Source organism: Streptomyces sp. NPDC020958 (assembly GCF_055562175.1).
On sequence record NZ_JBVHFU010000006.1, the window covers coordinates 36,645 to 59,134 of the forward strand.

The following is a 22,490-nucleotide window of genomic DNA, read 5'->3' on the forward strand; positions in this document are numbered from 1 at the left end:
CGACGAGGTACGGACTTCATGAACGACCACAGCCAGCCCGGCGACTCGGCTGCGCACGAGTACGACCACGGGGCGCTCGGCGACGCCGAGTACGCGGAGTTCATGGAGCTCGCCGCCGAAGAGGGCTTCGACATCGAGGACGTCGAGGGCGCCATCGAGGCGGCGGGCCACGGCCCGCTGCCCGTCCTCGCCGTCGTCGGCCGCCCGAACGTCGGCAAGTCGACGCTCGTGAACCGCATCATCGGCCGCCGTGAGGCCGTCGTCGAGGACAAGCCCGGCGTCACCCGCGACCGGGTGACCTACGAGGCCGAGTGGGCGGGCCGCCGCTTCAAGGTCGTCGACACCGGCGGCTGGGAGCAGGACGTCCTCGGCATCGACGCCTCCGTGGCGGCCCAGGCGGAGTACGCGATCGAGGCGGCCGACGCGGTCGTGTTCGTCGTCGACGCCAAGGTCGGCGCCACCGACACCGACGAGGCGGTCGTACGCCTGCTGCGCAAGGCCGGCAAGCCCGTCGTGCTGGCCGCCAACAAGGTCGACGGCCCGAGCGGCGAGGCCGACGCGGCCCACCTCTGGTCCCTGGGCCTCGGCGAACCCCACCCGGTCTCCGCGCTGCACGGCCGTGGCACCGGCGACATGCTGGACGCCGTCCTGGAGGCGCTGCCCGAGGCCCCCGAGCAGACCTTCGGCGGGGCCGGGATCGGCGGTCCCCGCCGGATCGCCCTCATCGGCCGCCCGAACGTCGGCAAGTCCTCCCTCCTCAACAAGGTGGCGGGCGAGGAGCGCGTCGTCGTCAACGAACTCGCCGGCACCACCCGCGACCCCGTCGACGAGCTGATCGAACTCGGCGGAGTCACCTGGAAGTTCGTCGACACCGCCGGTATCCGCAAGCGCGTGCACCTCCAGCAGGGCGCCGACTACTACGCCTCGCTGCGCACCGCGGCGGCGGTGGAGAAGGCCGAGCTCGCGGTCATCCTGATCGACGCCTCCGAGTCCATCTCGGTGCAGGACCAGCGCATCGTCACCATGGCCGTCGAGGCGGGCCGCGCGGTCGTCCTCGCCTTCAACAAGTGGGACACCCTCGACGAGGAGCGCCGCTACTACCTGGAGCGCGAGATCGAGACCGAGCTCGGCCAGGTCGCCTGGGCGCCCCGCGTCAACGTCTCCGCGCGCACCGGCCGCCACATGGAGAAGTTGGTCCCCGCGATCGAGACCGCCCTCGCCGGCTGGGAGACCCGCGTGCCGACCGGCCGCCTCAACGCCTTCCTCGGCGAGCTGGTCTCCGCCCACCCGCACCCGGTGCGGGGTGGCAAGCAGCCGCGCATCCTGTTCGGCACCCAGGCCGGCACCAAGCCGCCGCGGTTCGTCCTGTTCGCCTCCGGCTTCATCGAGGCGGGCTACCGCCGCTTCATCGAACGCAGGCTGCGCGAGGAGTTCGGCTTCGAGGGCACGCCGATCCACATCTCCGTGCGGGTGCGCGAGAAGCGCGGCGCGAAGAAGAAGTAGGGACATGCCTGAGGGGCGGTCACCGGTGACGGTGACCGCCCCTCACGCGTGGGTCACATGCCCCGGCGCGGGCCCGGTGGAAGCGCCGCCGGCACCGGTGTCATCCCGGGGTTCTGGGAGCGGCCGAGCGGCCCGATCCGCTGCCACTGCGGTGGCTGCGGCGGCTGGTCGACGCCGTGCCGGGCGCTGTAGGCACCCGCGCTGTACGCGCCGTACGAGTTCGCCTGGTACAGCCCCGGGGCGTGGGTGCCGGTGCTGAACGGGGCGGTCCCGAAGGCGGTGAACCCCATCGCCTCCTCCCCGCTGCGGTCACCCGGCAGCGTGCGGAAGCTCTTGACCCACTCCGCGTAGAGAGAGTCGTAGATCGGCGTGGCCGAGAGCCCGCGTGAGGCCTCCTGAGCCACCCGGGCGGACGGAACGGTGGCGAAGGACGGCCGGCGAGGCGGAAGGTCGTATGCGTGCACGTATGTCCAAACGACCGGATGAGCGAAGAGATGCGGCTCGTCTTCGCTGCGGGCGGCCCTCAGACCCCCGCGAGCGGCAGCGCGGCCGCCACCAGCTTCCCGTTCGCCGCGGCCTTGTCGATCGCGTCGCGCAGCAGGTCCTCCCGGGGCTGCCGCCCGATCGACCCCACCGGCGCCGCGAACATCAGCACCTGCTGGTGCTTGTTGGCCGCCGCGCGCCACCCGTCCGTCACCTGCAACGGCTGATGCGCCTGCCACCAGGCCACCGGCTGCCCGCCGTTCGCCCCCGGCTGGAGCACCGCGTGCAGCTGACCCACCGCCAGCAGCACCGACCATCCGTGCAGCACCGGCGGCACCGCGGTGAGCTGCGGCACCGGCATGAAGCCCTGCTCGATGAGCAGCGGCAGGAAGTCGTCGCCCACCCCGTCCGTGCCGGGCCGGACGATCGGCGAGGTCGGCTCGACGACGAGCGCGGGGTGCAGTTCTCCGGCGATCAGCACGAGCCCGCTGGTCACCCCGAGCACCGCCTGCTCGGGCGCCGACTTCTGCTGCCCGCCGGGCGCGCTGTCACCGCTGATGGAGCGGACCGCGCCCTGCAACTGCTCCTCGGTGACCTGGACGACCTGCGAGGGCAGGCAGGTGGCGTGGGCGAAGGCGAGGACGGCGGTCTCGTCCCCGACGAACAGGACGGTGCTGGTGCGCTCCTGTTCGGAGTCGCCCGGGGTGCGGCAGGACGTGCAGTCGTAACTGCCAGGGGCGTTGTCTCCGGCGAGCAGCCGGTCGGCTTCTTCGTCGCCGATCTCGGCGCGTACCTCGTTGCTGACGTCGAGCATGCGCGGCACGGTGGCTCCCTCGGGATGCGGTGCGTGAAGGGCCGGGTGGCTCCCGGTCCGTGAGCCCCTCGGGGTTGCGGGCTCATGAAGAAGACAACGGGTGATCTGTGGTGGGGGTCACGCATCAGAGGGATCGGGATCGAACCAACCACTGCGCACGGTCACCCTTCGTCCGGAATGGCCTACTCAAAGTCAACTCTTCGCAAGCCAAAGGGGTTTGAGGCGGTGAACTGAATCACAGATCCGTCGAACCCGTGGTCGACAAATCACGAAATCAAGGAATGTAGTGGGTGGCCGAAAATCGCCGCTACCTGTGGTAACGCCGAACTGGCCTGGCCCAACGGGGAGTTGGTTGATTTCGGGCGTTCCCCGTCTCTAGATTCCTCCGCCGTGTGCAACGAGCACCGCTCGGGTACGTCCGCCGGCCGAAGCAGGCAGAGCACCACCGCAGCACCGGCCGCGGCGGACGGGGCGAGTGCGGGAACCGCGTAATCGCGCGGGGACCGTGCCTCGCCCGGGGGGAGCCCGGGTACGTGGAGAGGGAAATACATGTCCGAGTGTGCCGATACCACCCGTGAGACCGTCGCGAAGAACGGCTCCCGCAAGGGCCGTACGACCGCCACCCTGGCCGGAGCGGCGCTGCTGGCCCCGCTGGGCCTGCTGGCGGCGACCGGCAACGCCGCGGCGGCGGACAACGGAGTGTGGGACCGCATCGCGCAGTGCGAGAGCGGCGGCAACTGGCACATCAACACCGGCAACGGCTACTACGGCGGACTCCAGTTCTCCGCCTCCACCTGGCGCGCGTACGGCGGCACCGCCTACGCGTCGACGGCCGACCAGGCCTCCAGGGATGCGCAGATCGCCGTCGCCACCAAGGTCCAGCACGCCCAGGGCTGGGGCGCGTGGCCGGTCTGCTCGGGACGGGCCGGTGCGAGCGGCTCGGCGCCCGAGAACGCCTCGGCGACCACGCGGAGCGGCACGGAGTCGGCGACGAGGTCGACGCCCGTGCACACGTCGAAGCCCACCTGGAAGCAGGCCCCCGCGGCCAAGGCCCCGCAGCGCTCGACGGGCCACGGCGGCGGCAGCTCGGCCGGCGGCGACTACACCGTCCGCGCGGGCGACACCCTGAGCCGGATCGCCGAGCGGCACGGCACCACCTGGCAGCGCCTCTACGCCGCCAACAAGGCCGTCATCGGCGACGACCCGAACCTCATCGTGCCCGGGCAGCGCCTCGCGCTCTGACGCCCGCCCCGCCTCGCACGCCTCGCCCCGCCCGGTCCGCACCGGGCGGGGCGAGGCGCGTTCCGGAGGCGACATGGGCATGTTCCAAAACGGCCGTCCCCGTAGGGGGGTTCTGTGTCGGAGGGGTGAAACTCTTATGCGGTGTCAGCTGCCCCGGCGGCCCGTGGATTCGCACGGAATTGGACCCCGGGAGACCCCTGATCCTCGGTCCCGGTCCTTTCCGGCGGTTTTTCGTAAGACCTCGCGGACGGGAGGGAATTGCGTTCGAATCCGCCAGGAAGAGGTACGGAACCCCTCGTACGGGTGACCCGGTACGACACAAACGCGTGGCGTGATTCTGTGACAGAAGTGTGACCGGCCCCGGACACGGGATAGCGTGGCCGCATGGCACCGAATCCCGCTCCGAGCGAGGAGCCCCAGGACAGCCCGGAGGAGTACCTAGGCCTCGACGCGGGCGAAGCGGAACAGCGAGCCCGGCGGCGGGGCTGGTCCACGGTGCGCTCGCTCCCGCCCGGCGCGATCATCACCATGGAGTACCGGGCGGGACGGCTCAACTTCGAGGTGCGGGACGGGGTCGTGACGCGCGCCTGGAAGGGCTGACCGTACGACGGGGGCGGGGCTGTGCGTACCGGGCCCCCGCTCGCCGGGTGGTCAGCCGCCCGTCAGCGGGCGGGCCGTCTGGGCCGCGGTGCCGCGCGCCGGGCGCTCGGGGTGCTGCGGGCGGCGGCTGCCCGCCGGCGTCACCGGGGTGCGCTCCGAGCGGGCCGTGTGCGGGCCCGGCGCCAGGTGGATCGGGCTCCTGGGCGCGCGGGCCGAGGCAACCGGCTCGCGCTCCGGTGCCGTCTGCTCGACGGGCACCGGACGCGGCTTGAGGACCACGGGGACCGGGACGGGCGCGGGTGCCGGGACGCCGCGGCGGGAGCGCCAGCGGTCGCGCAGGTCGAGGATCCAGGTCTCCGCGCGGGCGATGAACGGCTCGCACCACGGCAGCGCCAGCAGGATCAGCAGTCCGGCGGCCCAGCCCAGCAACACGTCGCTCAGCCAGTGCGTACCGAGGTAGACGGTGGACATGCCGACGCCGAGGGAGGTCACCGCGGAGGCCGCGGAAAGCCAGCGGCGGGCTCTCGGGGTGGAGGCCAGATACGCCAGGATTCCCCACGTCACCACCGCGTTGGCGGTGTGGCCGCTGGGAAATATATCGCCGCCCAGGCCCATCTCGTTCGAGCCGATGACGGTCGCGTAGTGCGGACCGAGGCGCCCCATGCCGAGCTTGGCGGCGCCCACCGTGATGTTGAGCAGCAGCAGTGAGGCGCCGAGGGTCAGCAGCGGGCGGATCGTGTGCTGCCGCCAGGAGCGCCAGCCGAGCCAGGCCGCGACCATCACGGCGGTGGGTCCGCGCTGGCCGAGGACCACGTAGTAGTCGACGAACCAGTGGATGGCCGCCCACTGCTGGTACGGCCGGAAGAACATGACCTGCCAGTCGAGCCGGACCAGCCACGAGGTGATCACGACGGCCCACACGATCGCCAGGTAGAAGGCCAGGGTCGCGGTGAACAACACGACCCGGTGCCGGCTCATCTTCGGCACATCAATGTGGGCCGGCCGTTCCGGCTCACGGTCCAGCCTGGCGAACACCCGGTCCAGACGGGTGAGGTTTCGTTCGGTACGCACCCAATCGACGTTACAGCGAGTGAGCTCTGTTCCCGGTCGAAACAGCGGCTTTGTGATGACGATGTGATGTGGGAAACCTCTCAGGAGGCCTCCGAATTCTAAGGATTACGTAAATCTCGGCGGGTCCGCCCTTCAATTCCTTTGATCATTTCAGGTCGCCGTTTTATGGCACTTATGAATTCGTTAACCGAAGCATGGGGTGGAATTCTCCGGCTGCTCATCGGGCCGCATGAAATGATCATGGAGGTCCCGAGCCGTTCAGCCAGAACGCGCCATACACCGCCGCGGCCACCGCGACACCGGTCGTGACCAGGGACGATCTGCCGGTAGGCAGCCGCGCGAGGGACCGGGCGAGCGGCAGCAGCAGCGGAAAGGCCGGCATCAGCAGCCGCGGTTTGGACCCGAAGTAGCTCGAGGCGCACAGCGCCAGCGCGAGGACGACACCCGTGTAGACCAGCAGTGCGAGCGGCTGTCGCTGGCGGACGCCGGTCAGGTACAGCCACAGCAGCAGGCAGACGCCGACGGCCAGACCCACTCCCGCCGGAGCGGACGTAATTGACGTGAACTTGTCTGCCACGAAGCGGGCGAACGCATAGCCGCCGTCGAACCCGTTGCGCCAGCCCGCCTGGACGTCCAGGTAGCCGAGCGGGCCCCTGCCGGTGCGACGGCCCACCCACAGGACATAGGAGGCGGCGCCGAGGGGAGCGAGGAGCATGCCGAGGGCGCGGCGCCAGGGAGGGGCGCCCGTTGTCAGCGCAACGCGCCGGGCGTGCGCGGCGCTGGGCACCTCGGGGGCGCGTTCACCCTCCTGCACGCCGTCCGTACCTCCCACGCCCTGGTCCCGCGCGCCCCCGCTCCGATCCCGCACGAACGAGACCACCCCCACCGTCCACACCGCCGCCACCACGGCGAGCCCCACCGGCCGGGTCAGCCCCGCCAGCGCGGCCAGGACGCCCGCGGTCAGCCAGCGGCCGGTCAGCACGGCGTACAGCGACCACGCCGCCAGGGCCGTGAACAGCGACTCGCTGTACGCCATCGACTGCACGATCCCGACGGGCAGCACCGCCCACAGCAGCACCGCGCAGACCCCCACCCGGCGTCCGTGCACCAGGTCGGCCACCGCGAAGATCCCCCAGGCCGCCGCGACCGAGGCGAGCAGGCTGACCGCGAAGCCCGCGCCGGCGTACGAGAGAGGGGTGAGCGCGTGCAGCACCCGCTCCAGCCAGGGCAGCAGCGGGAAGAACGCCAGGTTCGAGTGGACGTCGCCGTTCGGCAGCCGCACCTCGTAGCCGTACCCCCGTTCGGCGACCCGCGCGTACCACAGCGAGTCCCAGCGCGCAGTCAACAACGTGTACGCGTTCTTGCCGCGCGCCGCGCTCCACACGGCCAGCGTGAGCAGGCCCAGGGCGCGCACGGCCGCGTACCCGAGCAGGGCGGGGGCCGCCCGGCGCAGGCCCGGGACGCGCGGTGCCGCCACGGGCCTCTCAAGATCGGTCACGGACTCGATTATCGACGGGTCGGGCAACCGCAGGGCCCGGCGGGGCGTGGTGGGCGGCACGGCCAGTGGCGTACGCCACACAGTTGGGCGCGGAGTGTGAGAGGTCCGCCACGTGCCCGGGGAACGAACTCGCGTACGCTGACGTGTCACTCGCGTTCGTCCGCGCGGGCCGGAGACCCCGCTCCTCTCCGGCCGTACGACGGGGAGTCCCCGCCCCGCCGATCCGCCGCCCGCGAGGGACCATCTGGGAGGTACGTACATGTCCGGGACGACCACGGCTGCCGTACGGCCGCGCCGGCGGGCGCCCGGATCCGTGGCCGGCGCCAACCGTTGGGTCGTCCTCGTCGTCCTGTGCGTGAGTCTGCTGCTCGTCGCGCTCGACGCGACCGTGCTGCACGTCGCGGTACCCGCCGTCACCGAGGACCTCAAGCCCGGTGCGATGCAGCTGCTCTGGATCGTCGACGTCTACCCGCTGGTCTGCGCCTCGCTGCTGATCCTGTTCGGCACGCTGGGCGACCGCGTGGGCCGGCGCCGCGTGCTCCTCCTCGGATACGCCCTGTTCGGCGTCGCCTCCGCGGCGGCGGCCCTGGCGCCGAGCGCCGGGACCCTGATCCTCGCGCGGGCGCTGCTCGGCGCGGGCGGCGCGATGATCATGCCCGCGACGCTGTCGATCCTCCGGCAGGTCTTCCCGGACCGCCGGGAACGGGCCCTGGCCATCGGCGTCTGGAGCGCGGTGGCGGCGGTCGGCGCGGCCGTCGGCCCGCTCCTCGGCGGCTTCCTCCTCGAACACTTCTGGTGGGGCTCCGTCTTCCTGGTCAACATCCCGTTGATGCTGGTCAGCCTCCCGGTGGGACGCATCCTGCTCCCGGAGTCCCGCGGCGACCGCGACGGCCCCTGGGACGTGATCGGCGCCCTGATGGCGGCGGTCGGCCTGTTCGGCGTGGTGTTCTCGGTCAAGCGCCTGGGCGGCGGCGAACCGGCGGGCAGCGGGCTCACGCTGGCGCCGCTCCTGCTCGGCGCGCTCCTGCTGGCCCTCTTCGTACGACGGCAGCGGCGCCGCGCCTACCCGCTGGTGGACCTGAAGATGTTCGCGCGGCCCGCGTTCAGTACGGCCGTGTGCTGCATCGTGCTGGCGATGCTCGCGCTGGTGGGCCTCGAGCTCATCGCCGCGCAGTACCTGCAACTGGTCCTCGGCCTGTCCCCGCTGCGGACGGGACTGCGCCTGCTGCCGCTGACGCTCGCCGCGATGGCGGCGGGCCTGGCCGGGGCGCGGATGCTGCGGCGCTTCGGGCCGCGCCGGATGGTGTGCTTCGGGTTCTTCCTGACCGCGGCCGCGGTGCTGACGCTGACGGCGATGGGCGGGGTCGACAACGCCGGCCTGCTGCTGCTCGGATTCGTGCTCCTCGGCTTCGGCCTGGAGACCACGCTCTTCGGCGCGTACGAGTCGATGCTGAGCGAGGCTCCGGCCGCCCAGGCGGGCGGCGCGGCGGCGATCGGCGAGACGTCGTACCAGCTGGGCGCGGGTATCGGGATCGCGCTCCTCGGCAGTGTGATGAACGCGGCGTACGCGCCCGGCCTCGCCGGGGTGCCGGGCGTACCGGAGTCGGCCTCGGCCGCGGCGGGGCATTCGCTGGGCGAGGCGTACGACGTCGCCGGGCGCCTCGGCGGACCGGCGGGCGCGGCCCTGCGCCGGGCGGCCCGTGACTCCTTCGTGCACGGGCTGCACGCGACCCTCCTGGTCAGCGCGGGCCTGCTGCTCCTGGGCGCGGTGATGGCACTGCGGCTGCCCCGGGTCATGCAGTGCGAGCAGAATCCGGTGGAGGTCCCGGCCCCCAGGGAGCCGGCCCGCTCGCGCGTCTCGGCGTAGCGCACCGCCCGCGAGGCGGGCGGCGGGGTAGTCTGTCGCAACTAGCGGTGCTAGTTTTCGGGAGGGTTCTCATGTCCGCGTCCGTGAAGTCGCCTCCGTTCGACGCCGGGGATCCGCTCGGGCTCGACGATCTTCTGGAGCCGGAGGATCTCGCCGTGCGGGAGACGGTGCGCAGGTGGGCGGCGGATCGGGTGCTGCCCTTCGTCGCCGAGTGGTACGAGAGCGGGGAACTGCCCGGGATCAGGGAGCTCGCCAGGGAGCTGGGGTCCATCGGGGCGCTCGGGATGTCGCTCAGCGGATACGGCTGTGCCGGCGCCTCCGCCGTGCAGTACGGGCTCGCCTGTCTGGAGCTGGAGGCCGCCGACTCGGGGATCCGCTCGCTGGTGTCCGTGCAGGGTTCGCTCGCCATGTACGCCGTCCACCGGTTCGGGAGCGAGGCGCAGAAGCAGCGGTGGCTGCCGGGCATGGCGGCGGGCGAGGTCATCGGCTGCTTCGGGCTCACCGAGCCGGATCACGGGTCCGACCCGGCCGCCATGCGGACGTACGCCAAGCGCGACGCGGGCGGCGACTGGGTGCTGAGCGGCCGCAAGATGTGGATCACCAACGGGTCGGTGGCCGGGGTGGCCGTCGTATGGGCGCAGAGCGACCACGGGATCCGGGGGTTCGTCGTGCCCACGGACACGCCCGGGTTCTCGGCGCCCGAGATCAAGCACAAGTGGTCGCTGCGGGCCAGTGTCACCAGTGAGCTGGTCCTCGACGACGTACGGCTGCCGGCGGACGCGGTGCTGCCGGAGGTCACCGGGCTCAAGGGACCGCTCAGCTGCCTGTCGCACGCCCGGTACGGGATCGTGTGGGGAGCCATGGGTGCGGCGCGCAGCTGCTTCGAGGCCGCCCTCGGCTACGCGAGGTCGCGGGAGCAGTTCGGCCGGCCCATCGGCGGCTTCCAGCTCACCCAGGCCAAGCTCGCCGACATGGCGGTCGAACTGCACAAGGGGATCCTGCTCGCCCATCATCTGGGGCGGCGGATGGATGCCGGCCGCCTGCGTCCCGAGCAGGTCAGCTTCGGCAAACTCAACGTACGGGAGGCGATCGAGATCTGCCGTACGGCGCGGACGATTCTCGGGGCGAACGGGATCTCGCTGGAATATCCCGTGATGCGGCACGCGACCAACCTGGAGTCCGTGCTCACCTACGAGGGCACGGTCGAGATGCACCAGCTGGTGCTGGGCAAGGCGCTCACCGGACTCGACGCCTTCCGGTGAACCCCGCGCGGGGGCAGGGCCGGTGAACGGCCCTGCCTCAGCTCTGGTTGTAGAAGCCGTCCTCGCGGCGCGCGGCCGGCTCGCCGCTGACGATCTCCGTGTGGGCGGGGGTCAGCAGGAAGACCCGGTTGGAGACCCGCTCGATCGAGCCGCGCAGGCCGAAGATCAGCCCGGCCGCGAAGTCGACGACCCGCTTGGCGTCGCCGGACTCCATGGCCGTGAGGTTCACGATGACCGGCACGCCCTCACGGAACAGCTCGCCGATCGCGCGGGCGTCCCGGAAGCTGTCCGGGGTGACCGTGCCGATCCGGCGGCCCTTCTCCTCGGCGGTGTCCGAGGCCACCTTGACCCGGGGGTCGGTGACCCAGGCGTCCCCGGGCTGCTCGGTCCCTTCGGAGTAGTCGTCGTCGTAGTAGCGCTCGTCATCGTTGTCGTCGACGAGGCCAAGCCAGGCACTCGCCTTGCGTACCGATCCCATGGACGCCTCCTCTCACAGCGGTCTTGCTTGCTTCCGCATCCCTATGGTCGTCCATGATGCGGATGGTGCGCCAAGTGGATAGACGCCGCACGGGGGGTTTGTGACGGTACTGGTGCAGAGCCGATCCGTCGAGAGCCCAGGTGCCCCAAGGGCCCTGACTCACACCTCTGCTGACTGAGAGTGAAATATGATTGTTCACGGCGTACGGGTGATGAACAGTGCGTCAGGGTGAAGGGGCACGGGGGGAATTCGCGCATGTTCGGGATGGTCAGACCATGTGGTCATCGACTCGGGGACAGGTTCCGCGCGCAGTGGCTGGCGCACCTGTGCGGGCTGTGTCTCGCGCTCCGCGGCGACCACGGACAGCTCGCACGCGTCGTCACGAACTACGACGGGCTGCTGATATCCGTTCTGACGGAGGCTCAGGCCGAGCGGCCGGCCGACGGCCGGCGCACGGCGGGACCGTGCCCGCTGCGCGGGATGCGGACCGCCTCGGTGGCGCGCGGCGAGGGTGCGCGGCTCGCCGCCGCGGTCTCCCTGGTGCTCGCCTCGGCCAAGGTGCGCGACCATGTCGCCGACCGGGACGGGCTGCTGGCCCGCCGGCCGGTCGCGGCGGTCGCCCGCCGGGTCGCCGCCGACTGGGGACGGGCCGGGGCCCGGAGCGGCGCGGCCGTCGGGTTCGACACCGGGATCCTGGTCGACGCCGTCGACCGGCAACTCGCCGTCGAGGCGCTCGCCGGGCCGGGCACGCCGCTGCTGACGGTCACCGAACCGACCGAGACCGCCACCGCCGCGGCCTTCGCGCACACCGCCGTCCTGGCCGGCCGGCCGGGCAACGCCGCACCGCTCGCCGAGGCCGGCCGGCTCTTCGGACGGCTCGCGCATCTGTTGGACGCCGTCGAGGACCGGGCGGCCGACGCCGCGACGGGCGCCTGGAACCCGCTCGCCGCGACCGGCACCCCCCTGCCCGAGGCGCGGCGGCTCGCCGACGACGCGCTGCACGGGATCCGGCTGGCGCTGCGGGACGCGCAGTTCGCCGACGGCGGGCTGGCCCATCTGCTGCTCGTGCACGAACTGGGGCGTTCGGTGGACCGGGCGTTCGGGACCGTGTCGGCCTGCTCGGCCCACGGGCCGGAGCCGAAGGCCCCGCCGGAGAAACGGGACCTCCTCGCGGGCTGCGGGATGTTCGCGCTGCTGTGCTGCACCTGCCAGATGTGCTGCGCGGAGGAGTACGAGGGGCCCTGGTCGCGCAAGAAGCGCGAGGGCTGCTGCCGGGACTGCGACTGCCCGTGCGACGGCTGCGACGGCTGTGACGGGTGCGACGGCTGTGACGGGTGCGACTGCTGCTGTCCGTGCGACGGTTGCTGAGCAGGCCGGTCGTCCCGGTCCGGGATGTGCTGGACGACTGGTGGACCGGGTGACGGGCAGCGGCGGTCTCCTGGGGTCGGCAGGGGCGGGGAACGCGAGGGGAGGGGTGCGCGTGTGAAGGCGAAGGGCGGTACGCGAAAGAGAACGCGGGATCCCCGCCGACGGCGGGGCGCGCAGTGGGTCAGCTCAACAGGAACAGGACCACACGCGACCGAAGTCGATGTGGGAGCGGGTGACCAGCCACTGCTGCGGATGCATGGGCCAAGTGGAACAGGTCTCCGGTTTTCCGTCAACTGACGTGAGACGCGACGCCCACACTCTGGACAGCCTTGACAGCGAGGGGAAACACCGCCGTAGAGTCGACGGACGGCCCTGCTGAGGGGTTCGGCCGTAGGGCACCGCACAGCGGTGTTCCCGTGTGAAGGCAATCACCGTGTTCTCGCTGTCCGTCACGGAGCCTTCCCATGCCATACGACTCTCTGTCGCACGCCCCTGCCGGCCCCCGCACACCCGAGCGCCCCGCGCGCCGCACGGGAGCGGCCCGATGAGACCCCAGCTCGTGATCGTGGGGGCCGGGCCGCGGGGGACCGGTCTCCTGGAACGCATCGCCGCCAACGCGCCGGAGCTGTACGCCGGTTCGGGCCTCGACATCCATCTGGTCGACCCGCACCCGCCGGGCGCGGGCCGCATCTGGCGGGCCGCCCAGTCGCCGCTGCTGTGGATGAACTCGCATGCCGAGGACGTCACCATGTTCACCGACGAGACGGTGCGGATGACCGGCCCGGTGATGGAGGGGCCCACCCTGCACGAGTGGGCGGGCCTGGACGGCCGTACCTTCGCCGACCGGCAGATCCAGGGCCGCTACCTGCGCCACGTCCACGACCAAGCCGTCGCCGGCCTGCCCGACGGCGTGACCGTCCACCACCACTGTCGCCGGGCCCTGCGGGTGAGCGGGCCGCGCGAGGGCCGCCAGCAGGTGTGGCTGGAGGGCCGCCCGCGCCCCCTGGCGGCCGACCTCGTCGTCCTCGCCCTCGGCCACCTCGATGCGGAACTGGACGAGGAACAGGCGGAGTTGGCCGCGTACGCCGACGCCCACCACCTGGTCCACCTGCCGCCCGACTTCACCGCCGACAGCGACCTGTCCGCACTGCGGCCCGGCGAGCCGGTGCTGGTGCGCGGGTTCGGGCTCGCCTTCGTCGACCTCATGGTGCTGCTCACCGAGGGACGGGGCGGCCGCTACGACGGGGACACCTACCTGCCCTCCGGGCAGGAACCGGTCCTCTACGTGGGATCGCGGCGCGGAGTGCCGTACCACTCGAAGATCGGCTACGACTGGACCGGCGAACGCCCGCCGCTGCCGCGCTTCCTCGGGCCCGCCGAGATCGCCGAACTGCTCGCCCGGCCGGCCGGCTTCGACTTCCGGCGGGACGTGTGGCCGCTGGTGGCCAAGGAGCTGGGGTTCGCGCACTACCACCGTCTCTTCACCGTCCACCCCGAGCGGACGGCGGTCGCCTGGCCGGACTTCGAGGAGAAGTACGCCGCCGCCGACGAGGACGCCGAGATACGGGCGCTGGTCGCCGCCGCCGTACCGGACCCCGCCGACCGGCTCGACCTGACGGCGCTCGACCATCCGCTGGACGGGGTGCGCTACGGGTCGCACGAGGAGTTCCAGGACGGGCTGCGTGGATACATCGAGGCGGACCTGGACCGCCGGCACGACCCGGCGTACAGCCCCGACCTCGCCGTGTTCCTCGGACTGCTGTCCGTCTACGGGCAGTTGACGCAGCTCGGGAACATCGGTTCCTGGTGGCACGGGTTCTTCAGCTACCTCGCCTCCGGGCCGCCCGGACCCCGGCTGCGGCAGATGCTCGCGCTGTCCCGGGCGGGCGTGCTGAGGTTCCTCGGCGCCGGGATGACGGTGACCGCGGCGGACCAGGTGTTCCGGGCCGCCGCCGACACCGTGCCCGGTTTCACCGTCGAGGCACGGGCGCTCGTCGAGGCACGGCTGCCCGAACCCACCCTCGGCCGCGCCCGGGACCCGCTGCTGCGCACCCTGCACGCCGACGGCGCCGTGGAGACGCCCGGCGGACTGCTCGCGGTCGACCCCGCCGACGGGCGGATCCTCGACGGGGACGGGCGACCGCATCCCCGGCGGTTCGCCCTCGGCCCCTTCACCGACAGCCGCACCCCCGGCGCCTTCACCCGGCCCCGTACCGGAGGGCCCGCGTTCCGGCAGAACGACGCCACGGCCCGCGCGGCCCTGGCCTTCCTGCGCGGCCTGTCCGAACAGGCCGCCGCGTAGAGCCCGTTGCGACGTCCCGCCGTCCGGCGAGAAGGAGGAGTTTTCGTGGTTCTCGGAGAAGTTGGTGTCCTGTGACCGGCTCGTACGGGCGGGGGCTGCTGCATCTGGCCGCCGCCGTGGACCAGGTCGGCGTGTTCGACGCCGAGCGTTACGTCGAGCTGGTGCGGCTGGCCGAGAGCGGCGGGCTGGACTTCGTGACGCTCGACGGCAGGTTCGGGTGGGCGGAGGGCGACCCGGTGACCGTGCTGTCGCGGGTGGCCCCGGCCACCCGGCGGATCGGGCTGGTGCCCCTGGTGACCGCCCCGCCGGGGGCCGCTGCCGACCTCGACCGGGTGAGCGGGGGCCGGGCCGGCTGGTGGAGCGAGCAGCCGGAGCCGGGACCCGCCGGGGCGTTCCCGGTGCGGGTGGCCGACGCCACCGAGGAGGCCGCCCGGCGCCCGGCCGCCCGGTACGCCGATGTGGCCCTGGTGCGGGCCGCGAGCTCCGCGCAGGCCGCCCTCGTACGAGACGAACTGCGCTCCCGGGCACAGGAGTTCGGGCGGGACCCGGAAGCGCTGCGGGTGCTGGTGAGTCTCATGGTGGATCTGGGGGACGGGGAGCGGGCGGCCGAGCCGGGGCACGGCGGCGGCGGCCCCCGGCAGACCGTGCAGGGTCCGCTGTACCGGGGCGGTCCGGTGGACCTGGCGGAGCTGATCGCGAGCTGGCACGGCGAGGACGCCACCGACGGCTTCCACCTCGTCCCCGCCGAACCCCGCCGGGACCTGGAGCGCCTGGTCAACGGCACCGTGGCCCTCCTCCAGCACCGCGGTCTGTTCCGCACCTTCTATCCGGGCAGCACCCTGCGCGAGCACCTGGGCCTCGCCCGAAGCATGGCCACCGAAGTGAAAGGGCTCTTCATATGACGGATATGGCAGATATGACCACTGACGACGCGTCCGGGGACTGGAAGCGCTGGCACGAGCAGCGCGTGGAGCAGGTGTCGGCGCCCTACGGGCCGCTCGCCCTCGTCGGCACGCACTGGATCGAGGACCATCCGGACGGGCGCCTTCCGAACGTTCCCGGGATCTGGAGGGCCGACGGTGACGGAGTGGTCCTCACCGCGGCCGAGGACGACGGCCTCGCCCTGGACGACGAGCCCTTCACCGGGGAGATCAGGCTCGCCGCCGACCGCGAACCGGCGGCCCGGGTCACGCTCGGCGAGCGCCACCTGGTGGTGCTGGTCCGCGAAGACGTCTGGGGGATCCGGGACTACGACCCGGCCGCCGAGGCGCGCCGTGCGTTCCGGGGCATCGACGCTACCCCCTACGACCCGCGCTGGTCGGTCCCCGGCCGCTTCACGCCGTACGACGACCGGCGCTCCGTCCGGGTCGGCAACGCGGACGGACGGGAGCGCGCACTGGTGCTCGCCGGGGAACTCGCCTTCACCCTGGGGGGTGAGGAATTGACGCTCCAGGTCGCCGAACAGGCCGACGGGCGGCTGTGGGCGGTGTTCGCCGACCGCACCAGCGGCCACAGCAGTTTCCGGTTCAGGTTCCTCTATTCGGCCGCCCCGGCCGCCGACGGCTCCACCACCGTCGACCTCAACCGGGCCCAACTGCCGCCGTGCGCCTTCGCGGACCACTTCATCTGCCCCTTCCCGCCCCCGGGGAACACCCTGGGCGTCGCCGTCGAGGCGGGGGAGCGCCGGCTGGGCTGAGGGAGACTGCGGGGGCCGACCGGGGCAAGGTCGCCCAAACGCACCACAGTTCACTCGCGGTCGCACGGCCGAAAGGCGCCCTTGCGGCTGGCGGTCGATCGCCCGAATACTCCCCCACAGCGCTTGTCAGGGGCATTGCGTGTCCGGAATCCGGTCATCCCCCTGGCTGCGCCTCACGGGCCCCGACCCCACGCGGGCCCCCGACGTCCCCTGGGAGGGAACGACAAGTGAGGATCAAGCGCACGACCCCCCGCAGCGGTATCTCGAGACGGACCCGGCTGATCGCCGTGGGCACCGGCTTCCTGGCCGCGGCAGCGTTCGCCGTCCCCACCGCGAGCGCGAGTGACGTCCACACCTTCAGCGCAACCCAGTTGAAGGCCGTGAACAGCTCAGTCCTGAAGGCCGACGTGCCCGGCACCGCCTGGTCCGTCGACAGCAAGACCGGCCGTGTCGTCGTCACCGCCGACTCCACGGTCTCCAACGCCGAGATCGCCAAGATCAAGCGGCAGGCGGGTGCGAACTCCGGCGCGCTCACCATCAAGCGCACCCCCGGCACCTTCAAGAAGCTGATCAGCGGCGGCGACGCCATCTACGGCGGCTCCTACCGCTGCTCGCTCGGCTTCAACGTGCACAGCGGCAGCACGTACTACTTCCTGACCGCCGGGCACTGCGGTGAGGTGGCCTCCACCTGGTACAGCAACTCCAGTCACAGCACGGTCCTGGGCACCAACGTCGGTTACAGCTTCCCGGGCAACGACTTCGCGCTGGTGAGGTACACCAACAGCTCGATCGCGCACCCGAGCACGGTCGGCAGCCAGACCATCTCCAGCGCCGCCACGCCGAGCGTCGGGACCACGGTGTACCGCCGCGGTTCGACCACCGGCACGCACAGCGGCCGCGTCACCGCGCTCAACGCCACCGTCAACTACGGCAGCGGTGACATTGTCTCCGGTCTGATCCAGACCACGGTCTGCGCCGAGGGCGGCGACAGCGGCGGCCCGCTCTACGGCGGTTCCGTGGCCTACGGCCTGACCTCCGGCGGCAGCGGCGACTGCACCTCCGGCGGTACGACCTTCTTCCAGCCGGTCACCGAGGCGCTGAGCTACTACGGCGTGAGCATCGGCTGACGATCCACCCGGATCGGCTCCCGGCACCGGGCCCCCGTACGCGACCGTGTACGGGGGCTCCCTCTTGAGCGCCGACGAGCTGCACCCCTCTCTCAGTCTCGCCAGCCGTAGCGCCGCTCGGGCCGGCCGGCGGCGCCGTAACGCAGGGAGACGTCCGCCGTGCCGGTGGTGTGGAAGTGCTCCAGGTAACGGCGGGCGCTGACACGGGAGATACCGGTGGCGGCCGCGCATTCGGCGGCCGACAGGGTGCCGTCCGCGGCGCGGAGCGCGCTTTGGACGAGGTCGGCGGTCTCCACGCTGAGCCCCTTCGGGAGTCTGGCGACGACAGCGGGGACCGACCCTGCGGACAGCGCCCGGTCGATGTCGGCCTGGCCGCGCACCACCGTGGTGAGAAGCCGGCCGCGCCGTGCGGCGTACCGGTCCAGGCGGGGCTTCATGTCCTCGTAGTCGAAGGGTTTGAGCAGGTAGTCCACGACACCGTGGCGGACCGCGCCGCGCACGGTGTCGGCCTCGCGCGCGGCACTGATGACCATGATGTCGCAGTCGTGTCCCGCGGTGCGCAGCCGCGGGATGACGTCCAGGCCGAAGACATCGGGCAGATAGAGATCGAGGAGAACCAGATCCGGGCGCAGTTCGTCGACCGCGGTGATGGCCTGCTCACCCGTGCCCGCGGTGCCGACGACCCTGAACGGAGGCACCCTCTCGACGAAGGTGCGGTGGACCCGGGCCACCATGAAGTCGTCGTCGACGACGAGAACGTCGATCGTGCCGGAGGCGTCCGTCAACGTGCTGCTCCTTCCTCGAGCGCTTCCGTCGAGTGGCTCACGGACATGCGCGCGGTGAACCGGGCGCCTTCGGCGGTGTTGGTCACCCTGATCTCCCCGCCACGTCGTTCACAGACGAGCCGGGTGAGTGCGAGGCCGATGCCGCGCTCGCCCTCCGCGGCGGCCTTGGTGGTGAAACCGTGGTGGAAGACCTCCTGGGCGAGTTCGGGAGCCACGCCCGGGCCCGAGTCGCACACCACGATCTCCACGCTGGACGCGTCCTGCCGGAGTTCGACCTCGATCCAGGGTTCCCGGTCGTCGAGGTCGCTTCCGGCCGCGGCGTCGATGGCGTTGTCGACCAGGTTGCCGACCACGGTCGCCACGTCGGCGGCGTCCTCCGGGGCGAGCCGGCCGAGGGAGGTGACGTCCGAGATCCTCAGGGTGATCCTGCGTTCGGCCGCGAGGGAGTCCTTCGCCATGAGGAGGGCGGCGACGGCGGGATCGTGGATGCGGCGGCCGATGGTCATGTCCAGGGACTGGCGGCGCCGGGTGAGCGCACGGACGTAGCGTACGACCTCGTCCTGCTCGCCGATCTGGATGAGTCCGGAGATGGTGTGCAGCTGGTTGGCGAACTCGTGCGTCTGGGCCCGTAGCAGCTCGGACGTGCTGCGGAAGGAGCCGATCTCGCGTTCCAGCCGCGCCAGTTCGGTGCGGTCCCGCAGCGTGGTGACCGAGCCGAGCGGGCGGTCGTTCTTCGTGACGGTCATCCTGTTCATCACCAGTACGCGGCCGTGCCGTATGACCACTTCGTCGGGTCCGTGCTCCGCTTCGGGCCGGGTGCCGGTGAGCACGTCGTGCAGACGGCCGTCGATGCCGAGGTCGTCCAGCGTCCGGCCCACGCACTCCTCGGGCAGGTCGAGCAGCCGTCTGCCCACCTCGTTCACCAGGGTGAGGCGCCGCTGGGGATCCAGGGCGACCACGCCCTCGGCGATCCCGTACAGCATGGCCTCGCGGTGCTCGGCGAGCCCGGTGATCTCGCGCGGCTCCAGGCCGAGCGTCTGCCGTTTGACCCGGCGGGCCAGCAGCCAGGAGCCGGCCAGACCGAGCCCGCTGGCGATGCCCAGGTAGGCGAGGAGATAGGAAGACGCACCACTGAGCCGCTGCCACACCGTCGGGGAGGCCTCCCCGATCATGACGATGCCCAGGGTCCGCCCCAGGTCCCCGCTCGCCGCGCCGAGCACCGGCACCTGCGCCACCAGTTCGCGGCTGCCGTCCCAGGTGAGCGAGCCGGACCAGCCTCGTCCACGGGCCACCCCCGGTCCGAGCCGCAGCCGGTCACCGATGACCGTCGGGTTGGTCGAACTGACGATGCGCCCGGAGGAGTCGGCGATCGTCACGGAGGTGACCCCGGACTGCACCAGCGTGGAATGCGTCAGCGGGGCCAGCGTCTCCTCCGGCGCCGGACGCGGGAGCTGGCCCCGCACCAGTGGATTGGCAGCCAACTGCTCGGCCAGCGCACTCACGCGGCGGCCCTCGACCCGGCTGAAGGTGGCCTCCGACTGGGCGAGCGAGAGCGCCGCGACCGCCAGCAGCACGACCACCACGATGGCGAGCTGCAGCGCCAGCATCTCGCCCGCGAGGGTATGACGCCGAAAACTGGTGACCACAACGAACTCAATCTCTACTGCTGACACAAACTGGGCGGCTCGCACCACGGGCCGCACAATCATGACGTCGATCGCGACGGCTGCGGAAGAGAGGTGCCATGAGAGGTCGCTCGCACGCCGTTCGCGGCGCCCTCCTCGCCCTGTCCCTGTCTCTCGTCACCGGGTGCCAGGTGCTGCCCGGCGGGGAACCGGCCGACACCGGGCTGCGGATCATGGTTCCGAACACCCCCGGTGGCGGATACGACACCACGGCCCGCACAGTGGCCCGCGTGCTGCAGGAGACCGGCGTGGACTCCGGCGTGCAGGTCTTCAACCTGCCGGGAGCCGGCGGCACGGTCGGCCTGCAGCGCATCGTGAACGAGCGGGGCAACGGCAGGCTCGTCCTGCAGATGGGTCTCGGCGTGATCGGGGCGTCGCACGTGGCACACGCGAAGGCGTCCGTCACCGGGACCACTGCGCTGGCCCGGCTGGTCGAGGAGGCCGGTGCGGTGGTCGTGCGCCGTGACTCGCCCTACCGGTCGATCGACGATCTGATCGCCGCCTGGAGAAGGAACCCCGCGCGCCTGAAGGTCGGGGGCGGATCCTCACTCGGCGGACCGGACCACCTGCTGGCCATGGAGTTGGCCAAGGCCGTCGGTATCGGCCCGCACCGGGTCGGCTACGTTGCCTACGACGGCGGTGGCGGCGACCTGCTGCCCGCTCTCCTCGACGGCAAGGTCGACTTCGCCACCACCGGCTTCGGCGAGTTCCTCGACCAGATCGACGCCAGTCAGCTCAGGGTCCTGGCGGTGACCAGCCCACGACCGATCGACGCACTCCCCGGAGTACCGACCCTCAAGGCGTCCGGCATCGACCTGGTCTTCAGCAACTGGCGGGGAGTCGTGGCGCCGCCCGGCATCAAAGGCGCCGACCGGAAGCGGTGGATCGAAGCGCTGACAGCGATGCACCGGTCCCGGCAATGGAAAGCGGAACTCCGCCGCCATGGCTGGACCGACGCGTTCACCACCGGCGACGCCTTCGCCGCGTACCTGTCCCAACAGGACACATCAGTGGCCCGTCTCGTCAGGGATCTCGGACTGGACTGACCGGGCTGCCGCCCGCCCCTGCTGACACGAGCCGCACCACCACCCTGCTGCGCTGCGGCTCACTTCGCCATGCCCCTCACCCGTCCATCGAAAGGCACCCGCATGACCACGCACACCTGGTGGTTGCTGCTCATCCTCACCATCGCGGTCACGGCCCTGATCTACCTCATCAACTCCCGCTTGCGCATCCATCCGTTCGTCGCGCTCATCGTCGTCGCGGTCGGCACCGGCCTCGCCGCCGGTGAGCCCGTCGCCAAACTGCTGGGGTCCCTCGAGGACGGCGCCGGCGGCACCCTCGGGGACGTGGGCATCACACTGGCCCTGGGCGCCATGCTCGGGCGCCTGCTGTCCGACTCGGGCGCCACCGACGCCCTCGCCCACGCCCTGATCGACCGCTCCGGCACCCGCGGGCTGCCCTGGCTGGTCACGGCCGCGGCGTTCGTGATCGGCATCCCGATGTTCTTCGAGGTCGGCCTGATCGTGCTGCTGCCGCTGATCTTCAGCGTGGCGCGCAGGCTGGAGGCCCAGGGCGGCACGAAGGGCTCCCCGTACGTCCTGCTCGGCGTACCGGCCATCGCCGCGCTGTCCACCCTGCACGGCATGCTGCCGCCGCACCCGGGGCCGCTCACCGCCATGACCGGCCTCCACGCCGACCTGGGCCTCACCATGGTCGTCGGCTTCGTCTGCGCCGTCCCCACCGTGATCCTGGCCGGCCCCGTCTACGCCCGGTGGATCGCGCCGCGCCTTGCCGAGGTCCGCCCGGACGAGGCTCTTGTCGCGCAGTTCACGGGTGCGTCGCAGTCCGTCCGAGCGACGTCGCCTGTCAGCGTGACGGCCGGCGCTTCGAACGTGTCGTCGGGGGATACGGACGTCACGTCCCGTTCCGGGATACCGACCGGGCTGGCCGTCGCCGCGGTGCTCGTCCCTGTCGCCCTCATGCTGCTGCGTACCCTCGCCGAAACGGTGCTCGACGAGACGAGCACCCTGGGTTCCGCGCTGACCTTCCTGGGCGAGCCCGTCGTGGCGATGCTCGCCGGGCTGCTCTTCGCTCTCGGCGTGACCGCTCTGGGCACGGGCCGCTCCGGCGAGGAGGTCCGCGCATCCCTGACGGACAGCCTGAAGTCCATCGCCGCCATCCTGCTCATCATCGGTGGCGGTGGCGCGTTCAAGCAGGTTCTCCAGGACTCCGGCATCGGCGACGCGATCGCCTCCGCCGCCAAGGGGGCGCATCTGAACGTCATCGTGCTGGGCTGGCTGATCGCACTCCTGCTGTCGCTGACCACCGGTTCCGCCACCGTCGGCATCGTCTCCGCCACCGGCATCATCGCCCCCATGGTCAGCGGAGGCGGCCTGGAGGCGTCGCTGCTCGTGGTGGCCATCGGGGCAGGCTCCCTCGGCCTGAACTACGTGAACCACGCCGGCTTCTGGCTGGTCAAGGAATCCTTCGGCATGGATCTCACCCAGGCCACGAAGACACAGACCGTGGTGCAGACCCTGGTGAGCGTGCTCGGCCTCGGGATGGCGCTCCTGCTGTCCGTGTTCGCCTGACAGCCCTGCCGCGGCACACTCCTCGAATCGCATAAACGTTCGATGCTGGTCTAGGGTGGTGTCATCACCCCGGATGTGCCGGAGTGGCGACGTGAAGGCAGGGGGCAGTCAGTGG

General features: G+C 71.7%; 19 protein-coding genes. 12 read left to right on the forward strand and 7 right to left on the reverse strand.

Annotation, left to right across the window (positions count from 1 at the left end; translation table 11 throughout):
- Positions 1-18 precede the first annotated feature (18 nt).
- On the forward strand, positions 19-1,503 hold the full coding sequence (der, locus tag ACZ3KP_RS19420) for a ribosome biogenesis GTPase Der (RefSeq protein ID WP_467501001.1): 1,485 nt from the start codon (positions 19-21) through the stop codon (positions 1,501-1,503).
- Positions 1,504-1,556: 53 nt separating this feature from the next.
- Here der and ACZ3KP_RS19425 read toward each other — a convergent pair whose 3' ends face one another.
- The gene (locus ACZ3KP_RS19425; protein ID WP_467501002.1) at positions 1,557-1,967 is read right to left on the reverse strand and encodes a hypothetical protein; all 411 of its coding nucleotides are present in this window, start codon (positions 1,965-1,967) and stop codon (positions 1,557-1,559) included.
- Between the two features lie 59 nt (positions 1,968-2,026).
- Complete coding sequence (locus tag ACZ3KP_RS19430) at positions 2,027-2,809, reverse strand: hypothetical protein (protein ID WP_467501003.1); 783 nt, start codon at positions 2,807-2,809, stop codon at positions 2,027-2,029.
- 540 nt (positions 2,810-3,349) lie between these two features.
- Between ACZ3KP_RS19430 and ACZ3KP_RS19435 the strand changes: the two genes are divergently transcribed.
- Both ACZ3KP_RS19435 and ACZ3KP_RS19440 read left to right on the forward strand, forming a co-directional pair.
- Positions 3,350-4,042 (forward strand): transglycosylase family protein, encoded by a 693-nt coding sequence (locus ACZ3KP_RS19435; RefSeq protein WP_467501004.1) that lies wholly within the window; start codon positions 3,350-3,352, stop codon positions 4,040-4,042.
- 384 nt (positions 4,043-4,426) lie between these two features.
- Entirely contained in the window at positions 4,427-4,642 is a 216-nt protein-coding gene (locus ACZ3KP_RS19440) for an I78 family peptidase inhibitor (RefSeq protein ID WP_467501005.1), read from the forward strand.
- A 51-nt stretch (positions 4,643-4,693) separates the two neighbouring features.
- Here the strand turns inward: ACZ3KP_RS19440 and ACZ3KP_RS19445 are convergent, their stop codons facing one another.
- Both ACZ3KP_RS19445 and ACZ3KP_RS19450 read right to left on the reverse strand, forming a co-directional pair.
- The gene (locus tag ACZ3KP_RS19445; RefSeq protein ID WP_467501006.1) at positions 4,694-5,713 is read right to left on the reverse strand and encodes a phosphatase PAP2 family protein; all 1,020 of its coding nucleotides are present in this window, start codon (positions 5,711-5,713) and stop codon (positions 4,694-4,696) included.
- 238 nt (positions 5,714-5,951) lie between these two features.
- Entirely contained in the window at positions 5,952-7,211 is a 1,260-nt protein-coding gene (locus tag ACZ3KP_RS19450) for a mannosyltransferase family protein (RefSeq protein WP_467501007.1), read from the reverse strand.
- Positions 7,212-7,470: 259 nt separating this feature from the next.
- Between ACZ3KP_RS19450 and ACZ3KP_RS19455 the strand changes: the two genes are divergently transcribed.
- Both ACZ3KP_RS19455 and ACZ3KP_RS19460 read left to right on the forward strand, forming a co-directional pair.
- Entirely contained in the window at positions 7,471-9,078 is a 1,608-nt protein-coding gene (locus ACZ3KP_RS19455; RefSeq protein WP_467501008.1) for an MFS transporter, read from the forward strand.
- 71 nt (positions 9,079-9,149) lie between these two features.
- Complete coding sequence (locus ACZ3KP_RS19460) at positions 9,150-10,340, forward strand: acyl-CoA dehydrogenase family protein (RefSeq protein WP_467501009.1); 1,191 nt, start codon at positions 9,150-9,152, stop codon at positions 10,338-10,340.
- A 37-nt stretch (positions 10,341-10,377) separates the two neighbouring features.
- On the opposite strand, the gene ACZ3KP_RS19465 is transcribed toward ACZ3KP_RS19460, so the two are convergent.
- Positions 10,378-10,818 (reverse strand): cell division protein SepF, encoded by a 441-nt coding sequence (locus tag ACZ3KP_RS19465; RefSeq protein WP_046728992.1) that lies wholly within the window; start codon positions 10,816-10,818, stop codon positions 10,378-10,380.
- A gap of 255 nt (positions 10,819-11,073) precedes the next feature.
- Between ACZ3KP_RS19465 and ACZ3KP_RS19470 the strand changes: the two genes are divergently transcribed.
- The 5 genes from ACZ3KP_RS19470 (at position 11,074) to ACZ3KP_RS19490 (ending at position 17,311) form a co-directional block, all read left to right on the forward strand.
- Positions 11,074-12,186, forward strand: coding sequence for a DUF5685 family protein (locus tag ACZ3KP_RS19470; RefSeq protein ID WP_467501010.1), 1,113 nt, complete (start codon positions 11,074-11,076; stop codon positions 12,184-12,186).
- A gap of 544 nt (positions 12,187-12,730) precedes the next feature.
- On the forward strand, positions 12,731-14,488 hold the full coding sequence (locus tag ACZ3KP_RS19475; RefSeq protein WP_467501011.1) for an FAD/NAD(P)-binding protein: 1,758 nt from the start codon (positions 12,731-12,733) through the stop codon (positions 14,486-14,488).
- Positions 14,489-14,559: 71 nt separating this feature from the next.
- Positions 14,560-15,390: an LLM class flavin-dependent oxidoreductase gene (locus ACZ3KP_RS19480; RefSeq protein ID WP_467501012.1), complete on the forward strand. Its 831-nt coding sequence runs from the start codon at positions 14,560-14,562 to the stop codon at positions 15,388-15,390.
- A gap of 14 nt (positions 15,391-15,404) precedes the next feature.
- Positions 15,405-16,184 (forward strand): DUF1684 domain-containing protein, encoded by a 780-nt coding sequence (locus ACZ3KP_RS19485; protein ID WP_467501013.1) that lies wholly within the window; start codon positions 15,405-15,407, stop codon positions 16,182-16,184.
- Positions 16,185-16,411: 227 nt separating this feature from the next.
- On the forward strand, positions 16,412-17,311 hold the full coding sequence (locus ACZ3KP_RS19490) for a S1 family peptidase (RefSeq protein ID WP_467501014.1): 900 nt from the start codon (positions 16,412-16,414) through the stop codon (positions 17,309-17,311).
- Between the two features lie 92 nt (positions 17,312-17,403).
- On the opposite strand, the gene ACZ3KP_RS19495 is transcribed toward ACZ3KP_RS19490, so the two are convergent.
- Entirely contained in the window at positions 17,404-18,096 is a 693-nt protein-coding gene (locus ACZ3KP_RS19495) for a response regulator (protein WP_467501015.1), read from the reverse strand.
- Positions 18,093-19,742, reverse strand: a complete 1,650-nt coding sequence (locus ACZ3KP_RS19500; RefSeq protein WP_467501016.1) for a sensor histidine kinase — start codon at positions 19,740-19,742, stop codon at positions 18,093-18,095. Before ACZ3KP_RS19500 ends, ACZ3KP_RS19495 begins: the two co-directional genes overlap by 4 nt.
- 98 nt (positions 19,743-19,840) lie before the next feature.
- On the opposite strand from ACZ3KP_RS19500, the gene ACZ3KP_RS19505 reads away from it, so the two are divergent.
- Entirely contained in the window at positions 19,841-20,827 is a 987-nt protein-coding gene (locus ACZ3KP_RS19505) for a Bug family tripartite tricarboxylate transporter substrate binding protein (protein ID WP_467501017.1), read from the forward strand.
- Between the two features lie 102 nt (positions 20,828-20,929).
- Positions 20,930-22,375 (forward strand): GntP family permease, encoded by a 1,446-nt coding sequence (locus ACZ3KP_RS19510; protein ID WP_467501018.1) that lies wholly within the window; start codon positions 20,930-20,932, stop codon positions 22,373-22,375.
- The last annotated feature ends 115 nt before the right edge of the window (positions 22,376-22,490 follow it).

Coding starts and splice junctions, on each gene's coding strand:
- der (WP_467501001.1), top strand. CDS start 19: ATGAACGACCACAGCCAGCCCGGCGACTCGGCTGCGCACGAGTACGAC.
- ACZ3KP_RS19435 (WP_467501004.1), top strand. CDS start 3,350: ATGTCCGAGTGTGCCGATACCACCCGTGAGACCGTCGCGAAGAACGGC.
- ACZ3KP_RS19440 (WP_467501005.1), top strand. CDS start 4,427: ATGGCACCGAATCCCGCTCCGAGCGAGGAGCCCCAGGACAGCCCGGAG.
- ACZ3KP_RS19455 (WP_467501008.1), top strand. CDS start 7,471: ATGTCCGGGACGACCACGGCTGCCGTACGGCCGCGCCGGCGGGCGCCC.
- ACZ3KP_RS19460 (WP_467501009.1), top strand. CDS start 9,150: ATGTCCGCGTCCGTGAAGTCGCCTCCGTTCGACGCCGGGGATCCGCTC.
- ACZ3KP_RS19465 (WP_046728992.1), bottom strand. CDS start 10,818: ATGGGATCGGTACGCAAGGCGAGTGCCTGGCTTGGCCTCGTCGACGAC.
- ACZ3KP_RS19470 (WP_467501010.1), top strand. CDS start 11,074: ATGTTCGGGATGGTCAGACCATGTGGTCATCGACTCGGGGACAGGTTC.
- ACZ3KP_RS19475 (WP_467501011.1), top strand. CDS start 12,731: ATGAGACCCCAGCTCGTGATCGTGGGGGCCGGGCCGCGGGGGACCGGT.
- ACZ3KP_RS19485 (WP_467501013.1), top strand. CDS start 15,405: ATGACCACTGACGACGCGTCCGGGGACTGGAAGCGCTGGCACGAGCAG.
- ACZ3KP_RS19505 (WP_467501017.1), top strand. CDS start 19,841: ATGAGAGGTCGCTCGCACGCCGTTCGCGGCGCCCTCCTCGCCCTGTCC.
- ACZ3KP_RS19510 (WP_467501018.1), top strand. CDS start 20,930: ATGACCACGCACACCTGGTGGTTGCTGCTCATCCTCACCATCGCGGTC.